The following is a 14,150-nucleotide window of genomic DNA, read 5'->3' on the forward strand; positions in this document are numbered from 1 at the left end:
TACTCCATCATAAAAATAGTTGTAGAATCAATTGAAGATAATTAGTGATTAAGATGTTAAAATAGAGTTCATAGCTCCATATGCCGGAGATAGGAATGCATGAAAAAGAAAGAGTAATAGAGTAGGTATATTGGGGCGAGTATTGCATTTGGAAGATACCTGAGATAGGAGAGAAAAAGTTGATAAGCATGAATACGAACAAACCTGTTTACATCTCGACGATATCTTGGATGGTCCGCTTTTTGCTGGTCTTGGCTCTTACGGTTGTGCCGATACTTGCCGCGCTGCCCACATCGGCAGCAGCTGCCGATGCGCCTGACCAAACATCAGGAGCAGGGGATCCGGGGAGCACGTATCGTGCGAACGGACTCGCTCAAAGCTTTACGGCGGGTAAGTCCGGCTATTTGAATCAAATTGATTTGTACATGGCGGATTATGGAAGCTCGGGAATTGTGTTCACGCTTAGTATCTATGCAGGACAAAGCGTGTCCGGTACGGTGCTTGCTTCAGCGACTTTTGGCAGCAGCAATATCCCTTACAATCCGGGAGGCTGGATGCCCGTATTATTCGATCATCCAACACAGCTGCAAGCAGGACAGCAATATACGATGCACTTAACGTCTTCCATCGGAGACACGCCGCAAACGACGTGGAAGCTCTATGCTACTGACGTATACGCAGGTGGACGAGCTTATACTGCTTCCAGTGGGTCTGATTACGACATGGGCTTTACCACTTATGTGGGTGATTCTCCAAGGGATTATACGACTGCGCTCGCCGTATCTCCCATAACCGGTACATACGGCAAGGCAGTCAATATCTCGGCAACGCTGACAACGCCAGAAGGTCCGCTTGCAGGAAAGAGAGTTAATGTCTACCTTGACGGAAGCACTATTGGGTACTTAACGACGAATGCAGCGGGTTATGCTTCAGGCAGCTATTCAATTAGGCAAGCTGCAGGAAGCTATGAACTGAAAGTATCGACAGCAGCTTCGTATCCGTACCCTGCTGCAGAGCAGACAACGACGCTTACGGTCGAGAAAGCTCCACTCGATGTAAAGCCTAACAATGTGACTAAACCATATGGGGCTTCTAATGGCAATTTTACAATGAACTTTAGTGGACTAATGGCGTGGGACACAGCTGCCTCGCTCGGGCAGCCGGTGTATTCGACGTCTGCTGATGCATCTAGCCCAATCGGTAATTATGATATAACAGCCAGCGGCTTGACATCAACGAAGTACACAATCAACTATTCGCCGGGCACTCTAACTGTGACACAAGCACCCTTAACTGTCAGTGCTGCAGATCAATCCCGGGCATATGGGCAAAGCAATCCATCCTTGACCGGTTCACTTACCGGTCTTGTGAATGGAGACTCTATTCTGGCCTCCTATTCGACAGCAGCAACCGCATCAAGTCCTGTGGGATTGTATCCAATCGTTCCGTCCCTTTCTGATCCGGGAGGCAAGCTGAGTAACTATCATGTTGTCGTGGAGGAAGGCGAGCTGACGGTTACGAAAGCCGAGCTTCGTGTTGCGACGGATTCGGTATCGCGATGGGTAGGTAAAGCGAATCCGAAGTTTAATGGCAGTCTTGCAGGCGTTGTTGCCGACGACTCCATTACGGCACAGTATGAATCTGTAGCGACAGAAGCTAGCGCTGAAGGTGTTTATGATATTACTGCACAGCTTCTCGATCCGTTGAACCGTTTGTCCAATTATCACGTCATTACCGACACTGGCAAGCTAACCGTCTATACTGCTCCCAAGCCAGTCTTTGCCGCAGGAGAGACGGCCGATGCGGTGAAGTCGAATGTTGGGCTGCCGAGTACAGATGCCGCAGGCCGTACGATCCACTGGACATCTTCGGATAATACCCTACTTGATGCAACAACAGGAGCTGTTCATCGGCCGGCTTACTCGACGGGCGACTCCGCCGTGACGCTGGAAGCTGCTGTTGATGCGAATCAGACAATTTATAACGTCCAATACAACTTAACGATTGCCGCTGCCGATATGACGGATGAAGAGGCAGTAGCGAGGGACATAGCGCTGATTGCGATCGGCTATACAGCCGGAGATGACGAAACGCATGTGCGCAATAAGCTGACGCTCCCAACTGCAGGGACGAATGGCTCTGCCATTACATGGGCTTCTAGCCGATCGGAGCTGATTAGTCCTACTGATGGTTCGGTTTCACGACCAACCTTTGAGGCTGGAGACCACATGGTTACGCTAACAGCTACAGTTACGAAAGAGCTGGAATCGGATAGCCGCCAGTTTCAATTGACTGTTTTAAAGAATAGTGCAATTGTTCTGCCTGAGGAGCCTAAACAGCCGCAATCGGATTTTTATATCGATTTCATTAACGAGAATAATCAGAAGGAACGAATTAAACTTACATCATCTGAAGTGAAATCTGGACGGATTGAGATCGTTAGGAACACAGCAAAGGGATATTTCGAGCTAAATGGAGAAACGGTACACAAGCTGCTTCAGTTGAATCCTTCATTTGCGATTCAATTGACAACGTCCGGCGGTATAATGTGGCTGCCTGTCTCCGAGCTGGCTGCTGCTGCTGAGAAGCAATATGCAGGCAAGGACGGCAGTAAGCTCAAGTTTGCGATACATGCTGGAGAGGTTAAAGTTGATGCTCCTTTATTGACAGAGCTGCAATCCAAGGGTGCACAATTATTGTCTGGCCCTGTTCAGTTTAAGATTGTGATGAGCATTGGCGACGGGACTGAGGTTTCCATTGACCAATTAGGCAGCATAGTAGAAAGGCGAATTGCAGTTCCAACTACCGACGCAGATACCATGGTGGCGGTATGGAATGAGCAGCTTCGGCAGCTGCAATATGTTCCGGTCCGATATGAAAATATCGGAGGGCATGCCTATGCGCTGCTTCCCGTCAGAAGCGTCGGCTTGTACGTGAATATTGTTAACCGACAAGCTTTTGCCGATATGCAAGGACACTGGGCGAGAAACGAAGCGGAGAAGCTGGCCTCCCTGCTCATCTTTGAAGGAAAAGGGGAAGGCATCTTCGATCCGAATGCCGGCTTAACGCGAGCGGAGACAGCAGCGCTGCTGGTTAGAGCGCTAGGTATTCCCGCGGCATCTCAGCCCGCAGCTTTATCCGATATTGCTGGGCAATGGTACGAAACAGCGGTTTCCTCTGCAGCATCGGCCGGATTGGTGACCGGATACGAGGACGGAAGCTTCCGCCCGAATGATAGGGTTACACGGGAAGAACTAGCCGTAATCCTTGCGAGAGCGATTACTTACGATAGCGGCTCCGCCTCCAATGCCTTGAACAACGGTTCAGCGTTGTTGAACGACTCGAGTGAGGTATCGACATGGGCTGCCGAGGCCGTGCAGCAAATGCTTGCTTACGGCATCGTTAAAGGCGACCCCGAAGGCAATTTCAAGCCGCATCAAACCGCAACCCGTGCCGAAATGGCAATTATGCTGAGCCGACTGCTTGGAGAGCTTGGCTACATGTAATAAAAGCTGGCGCCTGTATACAACAGGCGCCAGCTTTTTCGTTTCTGCTACAGGCAATCACACAGGCAATATAGACTAAAGGCACATACATTTATACGGATGCTATGTGGAGAGAGGCTAGTTAGTGTGCAGATTCTATTTTGAAGAGAAAATCGGTAATGTAGGTTGGTGCAAATGTGAAAATTTTGATGTTGGTTTCGCGGTTAAATATCGGAGGAACCGAGCAATATATTCAATCTATTTCCCGGCATTTAATATCAAAGGGGTTTCGAGTTGGCGTTGTTGCTAATAGAGGGCCACTTTTAAATTCGTATAAAAAGTCGGGGATTACAGTTCACCTTCTTCCTTCAACAAAAGAATCATTAGATAAACGCATATCCTCACTATCCTCAATCATTTCCAAAGGGAATTATGAGATTATACACGCCCATGATTCAAAGACATTTCGCCATGCAGCAAACTTACGCCGAAAACTTAAAATACCATTGATTGCGACAGTACATGGCACTTATCATAATCGCTCTGCATTGAAAGCTATGTCCAAAGTGGCTAGACACCTAATTGTTGTTTCTCCGAAGTTATCAACCTGGTTAGTCAGGAATTTCAAAATTTCTGCCAATAAAATTCTGATTGTACCTAATGGAATTAATACTTCTGTATTTAAATCGTCATCCGTTAAAAATAAATGGAGAAGGGCACTTAACTTGCCACAAGCTGCTCAGATTCTTGTTTATGCTGGGAGATTCTCCGCTGATAAGTACCCCATAGCAAGCAAAGTGATCTTGGCATCAGAAATCATTGCTCAAAAAAATCGTTCATATGTAGCCGTTTTATTTGGCCCGGGGTCTTCATCGACGAGATCCAAGCTTGTCAAGCTTGCTGCTAAAGTCAACAATCGTCTTGGTAGAAGAGCGATATATATTCGCCCCGCGTTGACTGCCATACAACATGCCTATTATGCAGCAGATATGATTGTGGGAACAGGGCGTGTTGCACTCGAAGCTATGGCATGTGCAAGACCGGTTATTGCGGCAGGTGTTGCGGGATATTGTGGTGTTGTAGAGCCTAAAAATATAAAACAAATCATTCGAGTTCACTTTGGAGATCATGGCGCTTTTGCACCAATCCAGGTCAAAAAGCTGTCGCAGGACATCCATAGTATTTTGACTAGACCCCGTAAGGCTAAATCATTAGGTAAATTTGGTGCGAGAATAGTCAGAAAGAAATTTTCAATAAAAAAAGTTGGCTCTCAACTTGTCCAAGTATATAGGAAAAAGCGTATTGGTGGGGCCTCTGACAACGTTTTGCCATAGTCTTAAAAGCTTAAAGGTAGGGAATTTCGCGCCAGCTTGCTAGCTGCGTTGGAGTTCCTTTTTTGATTGAATGCTTGTAGCTTATAAATTTGTCGCTGCGAAAGAGTAGATTCATATATAAATTGCTCAAGCTTTTTCTTATAAAATGGTATAATTTTCTTGAAAGTTAGTCTGGATTTATAGTACACCATTTCTCTAAAGCAGTTATATACTGCTCTACTTGCAGAGGTGAGATAGGCTTGAATAGATGTAATGTCTGATTTAATAAAACTTGTAATATTTATTATATATAAAGGAGTTTGGACATGACTAACATTGTTTCGTTACAAAAAGGCGGCAATACAGTTCTTGCAGAGAGTGGCATAATTACAGTGGAAGTGCGATGGAATTCTACGTCCGTATTAGATGTCAGTTCTTTTTTAGTAACTGCTAATGGCAAAGTTCCATCAGATGATTACATGATATTTTATAACCAAGAAACAGACCCAGAACGAAGTGTGTGGTTGAAAGCGAATGAAGTAAATAAAGTGGTCTTTACGATTGAGTTGGAGAAGCTTTCACGAACTATACAACATTGTTTTTTTACTGCAACATTAGAAGGAAACTCTACATTTAATACCGTTCAAGGGCTAAGTATCACAGTAAAGGGTGCTCAAGGAGAAGTTTGTTATCAAATCAATGATGCTACTGAAGAAAGGGCATTGGTTCTTGCAGAAATATATCGGCATCAATCCAAATTTAAATTTCGGGCGATCGGCAGAGGGTTTAATGGCGGGCTAAAGCCGTTAGCTGAATCGTATGGAGTGGAGGTTGAAGAACCTCCAGCTCCTGAAGTTCCTCCAGCTCCATCTGTCCCTCATAGGGAGCCAGTTCAAGAACTTAATTTAAGCAAAATTGATTTATTGAAACGAAAAGTTTCAATTTCGTTGGAAAAGAAGAATCTTGCACTTGAGAAATCTCGTGTAGCCGTTGTTTTTGATGCATCAGGCTCTATGTCACACTTATATTATAGTGGAACCGTTCAACGTGCTTTTGAACGCGTGCTGGCTGTCGCTGCCTGTATGGATGATAATGGCGAATTAGATGTTTGGTTCTTTGGTTCTAAATTTATGAAAGCAAGAAGTGTAACAGAGAGAGATTATGAAGGTTATATTAAAAAAACCTATCCTGCGCCCAGAATATTCGGCGGTCTAGGCTCAGGAAATAATGAGCCGCCTGTTATGAAGGATATCATCCAGCACTATATAAAAAAGGAACCCAGAAAAGATATTCCTGCATATGTCATATTTTTTAGTGATGGCGGCATTTATAAAGATAATGAGATTGCAAAGATTTTAGTGAATGCCTCGAAACAAAATATATTTTGGCAATTTGTCGGCCTTGGAAATGCAAATTATGGCGTTCTTAAGAGACTGGATAATTTGCCAGGACGATTCATTGATAATGCTAGTTTTTTTGCATTAGATGATTTAGATAAAATAACAGATGAGGAGTTATATAATCGGCTCCTTAATGAGTTCCCAAGATGGCTGAAGGAAGCAAGAGAAAAAGGGATTTTGGAATAAGAGCAGAATCAAACTTATCTACTGAAATGAGGGACTGTTAATGAAAACAAATATTATTAAACAGAATAATGTTGAAATTGCTGTTATAAGCAGTAACGAGATTATAATAAGTGATGTCCAGTCGGCCTTGGATTTTATAGCGACAGTACAGTATGAAACGGGCTGTAATCGTATAATGTTGAATAAAGCGGCAATATGTGAGGACTTTTTTCACTTGAGCACAAAACTTGCAGGGGAAATATTACAAAAGTTCATCAATTACCACGTGAAAATAGCCATTATAGGGGACTTTTCTATATATTCAAGTAAAAGCTTGAGAGATTTTATTTATGAGTGTAATAACGGGAGGGATATATTTTTCTTCCCAGATGAAAGGCAAGCAATTGAAAAGCTAAGTTTAGTGTAATCACTACTGAAAGATGCTGATAATTTGGTGCAGGAAATGCACGGCAAGCCATTTTTATTTGCGATAGTATTTAACTCGAAGGGAGGGTGAACGATGGATTGGCTCGAGAGAATGAATAGCGCCATGGATTATATCGAAACGAATTTGGCGGACAATATCTCATATGATGACATAGCGCAGATCGCCTGTTGCTCTACGTATCATTTTCAACGAATGTTTCCGTTCATTACCGGAGTCCCGTTATCCGAGTACATCCGGCGTCGAAGACTGACATTGGCCGCTTTTGAACTGCAGACAACCGATGCAAGGGTGATCGATGTAGCCATGAAATATGGATACCAATCGCCGGAAGCGTTCGCACGTGCGTTCAAGAATCTCCAGGGGATCATGCCGATATCTGCACGCGATAAAGGCGTCTCTTTAAAAGCCTATCCTCGAATGTCCTTTCATATCTCAATAAAAGGAGATGTCGAGATGAATTATCGTATTGAACAAAGAGGGCCTTTTGAGATGTTCGGCGTTTATGGCCTTGTTAGCCAGGATATGCAAACGGCATTTATTGAAGTTCCTCAGTTCCGTGAACAATGTGATGAAGACGGCAGTGTAGATCTAATGAACGAGTTACTGGGGCGGTTTGGCAATACCGTTCTGCATGCTGCCTTATATGATCATACGGGAGAATCATTCAAGTACATGGTATGCTATCATTTACCGAAAGGACTTGAAATTCCAGAGAGATTTACAAAGCTTTCGGTCCCGGCATTAACATGGGCTATTTTCCCGGAGCCGCAATGTGATTTGCAAAAACTAAGGGAACGAATATATGCCGAGTGGTTTCCGATATCTGGATATGAACAGGTTGAGGGCCCTCAATTCGAAATGTATTATGGAATGCCTGGGCATACACAGGGTGAAATCTGGATACCAGTAAAGAAAAAGTATGGATAACGATAATTGAACAACGCGAGAAAAAGAAAGGGCCATCCAAAGAGGATGACCCTTTTTTGCTGTTATAGACAGCGCGAAGTTTTAAACGGGCTTGATTGTTACCGTAAAATTATTATGTTGCGTTAAAGGGGCCTTCACCTCGCAAATATAAAACGTATTAGAATCAACATAGTTTAACCGAGAGCCATTTCTGACCTCAGAAAATTTCAATTCATCGCTGCCGCCTTTATCAATTGCCATACTGAACGTAATATCATTGTTTAATACGCCGTCAACCGTTATTTCAATTTCCATGGATGAGCAGGAGCTAAACCATTTTGTTGAAAAATTACCGCTTGCGCGGCTCCTCTGATCTGTTAATTCTGTATAGCTAGAAACTACGATTGCAATAGGCCTGCTCATGCTTTTTCCTCCTATTCGAAATCAAACTTTTATAGATAATTGTCCTTCATTCATTGAATAGCTTGAATTTATTTGCTCACATAAGGATTAAGCGTAACCTTAAAATTTTTGTTCGGAGGACACTGTTGTACAATAATATATAGCGAATTGCTCTCGATATAAGGTAATACTGTGTTGTGGCGTACATTGTCAGCTCTTACAGGGTCGCTTCCGCTCTTATCTTCCGCGATTTTAAAAACAATCGAATCATTAATTTGGCCATCGACCGTAACTTCCACGAGGATTTGATGAGCACCTCCGAACCAAACCGTCGAGAAGTTGCCGCTCGAACGACTGCCTTGGCCTGGCAGAGGCTTGGACTCCGATACAATAATTCCGATAGGTCTAACCGCCATAAATAATCCTCCTTTTACTTGTGGTAGTCCACTTTTGAGTGTATTCAATTAAGGTTTCAGCTAGTACAGACATTGGGTGGAATTAAAAGAGTTTAAAGGTTTACTTTTGTAATAACATGCTATGTAAATGCTTTGCGGCAGCAGATAACGGGGTGCTCTTTAGTTTAATAATACCTACTTTCCTTGCCGGGAAGGGCTTCTCCAGCCGAATTTCACAATAGTTATCATGTGTTAGTTCTGGATCAATAAACTCTCTAATCACACAAGCAATTCCGAATCCGTTGCGTGCAAAATCAATGAGTAGATTTACACTTCCAAGCTCAATCTCCGGTTTAATAGTAAAACCATTCTCCGCAGCAAACCCGTCAATGAAGGCTCGTGTACTGCTTCCTTTCTCAAGAAGTATGATTGGGAATTCAAGTAATTTATCAAATGAGATGGCTGTATCAGATAAAAACTTATAATTGTCGCCAGCTATAAAACAATCGTGAATTTCAATGCTTTCTTGGATTTCAATTTGATGATCATGTATTGGAAGATTAACGATGCCGAGATCAATCTTTCCCTCTTTTAAAAGAGTGATCGTATCAGCAGTGGTACGATTGATCACCTGAATTTTAATTTTTGGAAAAGACTCATGGAATATTTTAAGCTGGGGCAATAAAAAGTGTTTGCAAAGTGTATCGCCTGCTCCAATCTTGACCTCCCCGTTAGTAAGTTGATGCATTTCTCCAATTTTACGTTCACCATTAAGAATAAAATGATAGGCCTGTTCGATATACGTAAAAAGCATTTCCCCTTCTGAAGTTAAGGTTACTCCTCTGGATGTTCGGTGAAATAGCTGCCCGCCAAGCTTACCCTCCAACTGCTTAATAGAATGCGTGACGGCTGGCTGTGTGATGTAAAGTTCCTCAGCTGCTCTAGATAGGCTTCCTGTCTTCGCCGTGAAATAAAAAACCTGATACAAATCCATGTTGTGGATCATCTTCTTCACCTCTAACTCCATTATCAGTGTTTATAGCTGATATTATTAATATTAATTTTTCTAATCTAATGTATTTCATTATACTTAATTATAGAAAGTTATTCCAATTGAGAAGGAGTGCGGAAATGGCCATTACAGCTGTTGTGGGTGCGAACTGGGGCGATGAGGGGAAAGGAAAAATAACTGATATTCTTGCAGCGGAATCTAGATTTGTTGTCAGGTATCAGGGAGGTAGCAATGCGGGGCATACGATCATTAATGATTACGGAAAGTTTGCTCTGCATTTAATACCATCAGGAGTTTTCTATCCAGGAGTTACTAATGTTATTGGTCCTGGTGTTGCCTTGAATATCAATTATCTACGTAATGAGCTGGATGAATTGTCCAAGAGAAGAGTACCTGAGCCTAAGCTATGTATTTCAGATCGGACGCAAATCATTCTTCCTTATCACATCTTATTTGATGAATTAGAAGAGGAACGGCTAGGCGAGAGAAAGTTTGGTTCGACTAAGCAGGGAATCGCCCCTTTTTATGCAGATAAGTATGCAAAGCTTGGTATTCAAGTTGCAGATATTTTCGACCAGGAGAATCTAAGAGCTAAGCTGAAAGCATCCCTTGAAGCAAAAAATGTGCTTCTTAATCATTTATATAAGAAACCATCGTTTAAGGTTGAACAACTGGTGTTAGATTTGCAGAGCCAAGCGAATTTCATCAAACCTTTTGTATGTAATACAACAGAGCTTCTTCAAGCGGCCCTGGCTAAAGGAGAACACATAGTAGTAGAGGGACAATTGGGAGCACTGAGAGACCCCGATCATGGTATCTACCCTTATACGACATCTTCGTCCACACTAGCTGGATTTGCTGCTGTTGGTGCTGGCGTACCACCACAAATGATTAATAAAATTGTAGCAGTAACGAAAGCCTACTCAAGCTGTGCCGGAGAAGGACCATTTGTATCGGAAATTTTCCAAGAATCTGCAGAGGAACTGCGTAAGCGTGGAGGGGATGCTGGAGAATATGGTGTGACGACGGGGAGACCAAGGCGAGTAGGCTGGTTCGATGGGGTAGCAACAAGGTATGGTTGTAAAATACAGGGGGCTACAGAGGTGGCATTAACGAATCTCGATGTTTTAGGCTATCTTGATGAAATCCCAATATGCTATGCCTATCAAATTGATGGTGAAGAAACGCTTGATTTTCCAAGTCCTTCGCAAGTAGGGCGGGCAGTGCCTGTCTATGAAAAATTATCTGGATGGATGTGTGATATCTCACAGGCTCGTTCATTTGATGAGCTTCCAATACAGGCTCAAAATTATGTGATCCATGTTGAAAATTTAATAGGCGTACCGATACGTTGGATATCCATTGGTCCTAGCAGAGAACAGATCATCGAAAGAACAGTAAAATGATAAGCTAGCTAATCAAGAGAATTCATTTCGAGCTCTACCAAGGATCGTTACGAAAACGGGGAACAATCGTTCAAATAAACCACCTCGCACTGAGGTGGTTTACTGGGCAAGTTTTTTACTGCTTAAAAGGGCTGAACAAAGGTGTAATGTGTGTAATCAACTTAAGCTTTGCTAACTTCTTTAATAGCAAACTGGTTTGCATGCTCTTTCTCCACGGCCTGCCCTGTGCGTTTAATGAAGAACGAAAGCAATAATCCGATGGCTGCGATTCCGACAATGACCAAGTAAGCATCATTAATACCTTGAATAGCCGCCTGCTGGATTAATTGTTCTTGTGAAGTAGAACCGCCAGAAGCCATCATTTCTGTGAGATGGTTCTTTGTACCGGTTGTCATTACCGTAACGAGTAAGGCAGTCCCAATCCCACCAGCTACTTGCTTAATGGTGTTGGAGATGGCTGTTCCATGTGCGTTCAACCTAGCTGGTAGTTGATTCAAGCCCGCCGTCGTAATTGGCATCAAGAACATAGCCATGCCTATGCGCCGTCCCGTGGACATTAGAAGCAAATACGTATAGCTGGTGGAGTCGCTTAGATTCACGAAGCCGATCGTCGTTGCAATTGTAATGATTAAGCCAATTATCGAAAGCCACTTGGCACCGAACCGATCGAATAGTTTTCCTGTTATAGGCATCATAAATCCCATCAGAAGTGCGCCAGGGAGCATCAACAGCCCAGACTCGATTGCGGTGTAGCCGCGCGCGCTTTGCAAGTACAATGGCAGGAGCATCATATCCGCATACATGACCATCGTGACCACGATGTTAATAATGGTTGTTAAGGAGAACATACTATATTTGAATGCCCTAAGATCAAGTAATGGGCTGCTCGAGATTAACTGTCGCCAGCTGAATAAAATTAGGGAGACTACACCCACAGCAAGCGATACCAGCACCTCCGCACTAGACCATCCCGCGCTTCCAGCACTACTAAATCCATAAAGGATAGCTCCGAAACCAATAGTTGAAGAAAGAACGCTCCATATGTCAAATTTAGGATAACTGTGCTCAGAGACGTTTTTCAAATAAAAGAGGGCAATTCCAATCACAATAATGACAAAAGGAATCATACCGTAAAACATCGTACGCCACGAATAATTCTCTATGACATATCCAGCGAGTGTAGGACCGATGGCGGGAGCAAAAATAATTGCGAATCCGACCATTCCCATTGCCGCCCCCCGTTTATCAGGAGGGAAAATAGTCAGAACAACAGTCATCAACAGAGGCATAATAATACCGGCACCTGCAGCTTGAATCAGGCGACCCACCAACAATATGTCGAAGCTGTGTGCCAATGCAGAAACAGTGGTTCCTATAAGGAAAATTATCATGGAAGTCTGAAATAGCTCACGGGTCGTAAAACGTTGCATCAGATAAGCTGTAATCGGAATAAGAACGCCGTTCACCAGCATATAGCCTGTCGTCAACCACTGGGCTGTTGTCGCTGCAATGTCAAAGTCGATCATAAGCTCTGGGGTCGCAACACTCATTATAGTTTGATTCAGAACGGCGATAAACGCCCCTAGAATCATAACAAACAATAGCGGACCTTTCTTAATCGTGTTGCTGTCAAAATCTGAACTTTTACTCACACTAATTCAATCCTCTCCATAATAGAAACTAATAGACAGTTTGTTGTATAATTAACTGAATACAAATAACTATAATCGCCTCTCTCCTGTTTCACAAGCGACATATCTTATCAAATTGTTTATTAATTAACGAAATTCTCTTATTTGTCGTCTACATAGATGATGATCTACAAACCCTATTTGATTGTCGTCCAGAGAAGGTATTGTGAAAGGAACTGAGTCGATATGTCTACTGAATCACTACGTTTGGACCCGCGCGTCCTACGAACGCGTCTGCTGATACGAGATGCGTTTATTGATTTATTGCAAGAAATTGAACTTGAGAAAATTACGGTGAACCGCCTTACAGAACGTGCAACTATTAACCGGGTAACCTTTTATCTTCATTACCGTGATATTCCCGACATGCTGGAAAGGATGGCGGATGACATGTCAAGTGTAATCAAGAGTTTCTTAAATGAGGGGGGGACTGACCCTGCACAACCTAGGGAGTTTAGATTAATTAAGATGCTGGAGCATTTTGCGGAGAATGCAAAACTTTACAAAGTTTTGTTAGCTTCGAAGCGAATTCCAATTTTTACCGAACGATTCCTTACGCTAATACTTGATGACTTCACAGAAAAAATCGATAAGTATGGCGTATCCTCGTCCGCTTCAGCTATAGACGTTCCAAAAGATATACTTCTGTGGTATAGCGCTTCTGCATTCCTCGGAATTATTATTTCTTGGCTTCGCAATGATATGATTTATAGCCCGGCATTTCTCGCGAAGAAGCTTTTGCTGCTTATTCCGTTAGCCTCAAGCGGCACTGAACACGCAGATCCGAATTCATGATTTTGGGTTTGCATGTTTTGCTTTTTCTAGTTCTAATAGCCCGCTGAGAAATCAACCGTTAGCAGAGGGTTCTGTTGAAGGAAAAGATGGGGCAGGCTGTAATCCTTTAACAAAAGAGCAGATGAAATCTGCTTCAGATTGTAGAGAACTCACGTTTTTTCAAAATGTCGGTTCTCTCTTTTTTTATTGCCCTCTACTAGAAGGCGACAATCTTTCTAGCACAGGACAAGAGGCGCACTGCTTCACTCATTTATAGAACGTTAAGAAATGAGAAGTGTGAGATTCGGAAACATGGTGAGGTAGTCAAAGCCCGAAATTATAGACTTTATCACCGACATGCCATTAACGGAAATCGACAAACACCATTACAAACTCGTCCTCGAACATGGCAGAGCGAACACCCCAGCAGAACGGAGGCTTGAGATATCCTAAAAATCAAAACCCTACGCTTCGAAAGGGAAGCATTAATCAATCATTTCGAGCATCTCAAAATATCTTGGATTAGGGTGTGACCCAGAAGTTGATCCAAATTGTCTACACGTATCGGTACATATGTTATCTCCAGATGAATTGTGTTGATTTGCTTATCTAGTCTGTACTTATATAAGAAGGCTGACCACTTTGAGAAGTGGTCTTTTTTTGTGCAAGGCCTTTTCAGATGATTGGACTTTGATAGATTGCATACTGAAAAATTAATTGCGTGGAAGCAAGAGGCCTTCAGGTGGTGCAAGT

The 14,150-nt window shown here is 43.0% G+C and carries 11 protein-coding genes; 7 read left to right on the forward strand and 4 right to left on the reverse strand.

Features of this window, described 5'->3' with window-relative positions:
- The first annotated feature begins 188 nt into the window (after window positions 1–188).
- From AC50YO_RS10960 to AC50YO_RS10980, 5 genes are all read left to right on the forward strand, one after another.
- On the forward strand, window positions 189–3,506 hold the full coding sequence (locus tag AC50YO_RS10960; protein WP_494846864.1) for an immunoglobulin-like domain-containing protein: 3,318 nt from the start codon (window positions 189–191) through the stop codon (window positions 3,504–3,506).
- Window positions 3,507–3,682: 176 nt separating this feature from the next.
- The gene (locus AC50YO_RS10965; protein WP_494846865.1) at window positions 3,683–4,819 is read left to right on the forward strand and encodes a glycosyltransferase; all 1,137 of its coding nucleotides are present in this window, start codon (window positions 3,683–3,685) and stop codon (window positions 4,817–4,819) included.
- Window positions 4,820–5,124: 305 nt separating this feature from the next.
- Entirely contained in the window at window positions 5,125–6,384 is a 1,260-nt protein-coding gene (locus tag AC50YO_RS10970) for a vWA domain-containing protein (RefSeq protein ID WP_494846866.1), read from the forward strand.
- A 40-nt stretch (window positions 6,385–6,424) separates the two neighbouring features.
- A complete protein-coding gene (locus AC50YO_RS10975) occupies window positions 6,425–6,790 on the forward strand; it encodes a DUF4180 domain-containing protein (RefSeq protein ID WP_494846867.1) in 366 nt (121 codons plus the stop codon).
- Between the two features lie 93 nt (window positions 6,791–6,883).
- Window positions 6,884–7,738, forward strand: a complete 855-nt coding sequence (locus AC50YO_RS10980; RefSeq protein ID WP_494846868.1) for an AraC family transcriptional regulator — start codon at window positions 6,884–6,886, stop codon at window positions 7,736–7,738.
- 81 nt (window positions 7,739–7,819) lie between these two features.
- Here the strand turns inward: AC50YO_RS10980 and AC50YO_RS10985 are convergent, their stop codons facing one another.
- The 3 genes from AC50YO_RS10985 to AC50YO_RS10995 form a co-directional block, all read right to left on the reverse strand.
- The gene (locus AC50YO_RS10985) at window positions 7,820–8,140 is read right to left on the reverse strand and encodes a hypothetical protein (protein ID WP_494846869.1); all 321 of its coding nucleotides are present in this window, start codon (window positions 8,138–8,140) and stop codon (window positions 7,820–7,822) included.
- A gap of 68 nt (window positions 8,141–8,208) precedes the next feature.
- Window positions 8,209–8,535, reverse strand: coding sequence for a hypothetical protein (locus AC50YO_RS10990; RefSeq protein WP_494846870.1), 327 nt, complete (start codon window positions 8,533–8,535; stop codon window positions 8,209–8,211).
- Window positions 8,536–8,635: 100 nt separating this feature from the next.
- Window positions 8,636–9,508 (reverse strand): LysR family transcriptional regulator, encoded by an 873-nt coding sequence (locus tag AC50YO_RS10995; RefSeq protein WP_494846871.1) that lies wholly within the window; start codon window positions 9,506–9,508, stop codon window positions 8,636–8,638.
- A gap of 137 nt (window positions 9,509–9,645) precedes the next feature.
- Between AC50YO_RS10995 and AC50YO_RS11000 the strand changes: the two genes are divergently transcribed.
- Window positions 9,646–10,932, forward strand: coding sequence for an adenylosuccinate synthase (locus AC50YO_RS11000; RefSeq protein ID WP_494846980.1), 1,287 nt, complete (start codon window positions 9,646–9,648; stop codon window positions 10,930–10,932).
- 161 nt (window positions 10,933–11,093) lie between these two features.
- On the opposite strand, the gene AC50YO_RS11005 is transcribed toward AC50YO_RS11000, so the two are convergent.
- Window positions 11,094–12,584, reverse strand: coding sequence for an MDR family MFS transporter (locus AC50YO_RS11005; protein ID WP_494846872.1), 1,491 nt, complete (start codon window positions 12,582–12,584; stop codon window positions 11,094–11,096).
- Between the two features lie 225 nt (window positions 12,585–12,809).
- On the opposite strand from AC50YO_RS11005, the gene AC50YO_RS11010 reads away from it, so the two are divergent.
- Window positions 12,810–13,418, forward strand: a complete 609-nt coding sequence (locus tag AC50YO_RS11010; protein ID WP_494846873.1) for a TetR/AcrR family transcriptional regulator — start codon at window positions 12,810–12,812, stop codon at window positions 13,416–13,418.
- Window positions 13,419–14,150 lie beyond the last annotated feature (732 nt).

The sequence above is a fragment of the Paenibacillus sp. J22P59 genome (assembly GCF_059383895.1).

Bases quoted from the DNA above. Each gene is read 5' to 3' on its own strand.
- AC50YO_RS10960 (WP_494846864.1), top strand. From the start codon at position 189: ATGAATACGAACAAACCTGTTTACATCTCGACGATATCTTGGATGGTC.
- AC50YO_RS10970 (WP_494846866.1), top strand. From the start codon at position 5,125: ATGACTAACATTGTTTCGTTACAAAAAGGCGGCAATACAGTTCTTGCA.
- AC50YO_RS10975 (WP_494846867.1), top strand. From the start codon at position 6,425: ATGAAAACAAATATTATTAAACAGAATAATGTTGAAATTGCTGTTATA.
- AC50YO_RS10980 (WP_494846868.1), top strand. From the start codon at position 6,884: ATGGATTGGCTCGAGAGAATGAATAGCGCCATGGATTATATCGAAACG.
- AC50YO_RS10985 (WP_494846869.1), bottom strand. From the start codon at position 8,140: ATGAGCAGGCCTATTGCAATCGTAGTTTCTAGCTATACAGAATTAACA.
- AC50YO_RS10990 (WP_494846870.1), bottom strand. From the start codon at position 8,535: ATGGCGGTTAGACCTATCGGAATTATTGTATCGGAGTCCAAGCCTCTG.
- AC50YO_RS10995 (WP_494846871.1), bottom strand. From the start codon at position 9,508: ATGGATTTGTATCAGGTTTTTTATTTCACGGCGAAGACAGGAAGCCTA.
- AC50YO_RS11000 (WP_494846980.1), top strand. From the start codon at position 9,646: ATGGCCATTACAGCTGTTGTGGGTGCGAACTGGGGCGATGAGGGGAAA.
- AC50YO_RS11010 (WP_494846873.1), top strand. From the start codon at position 12,810: ATGTCTACTGAATCACTACGTTTGGACCCGCGCGTCCTACGAACGCGT.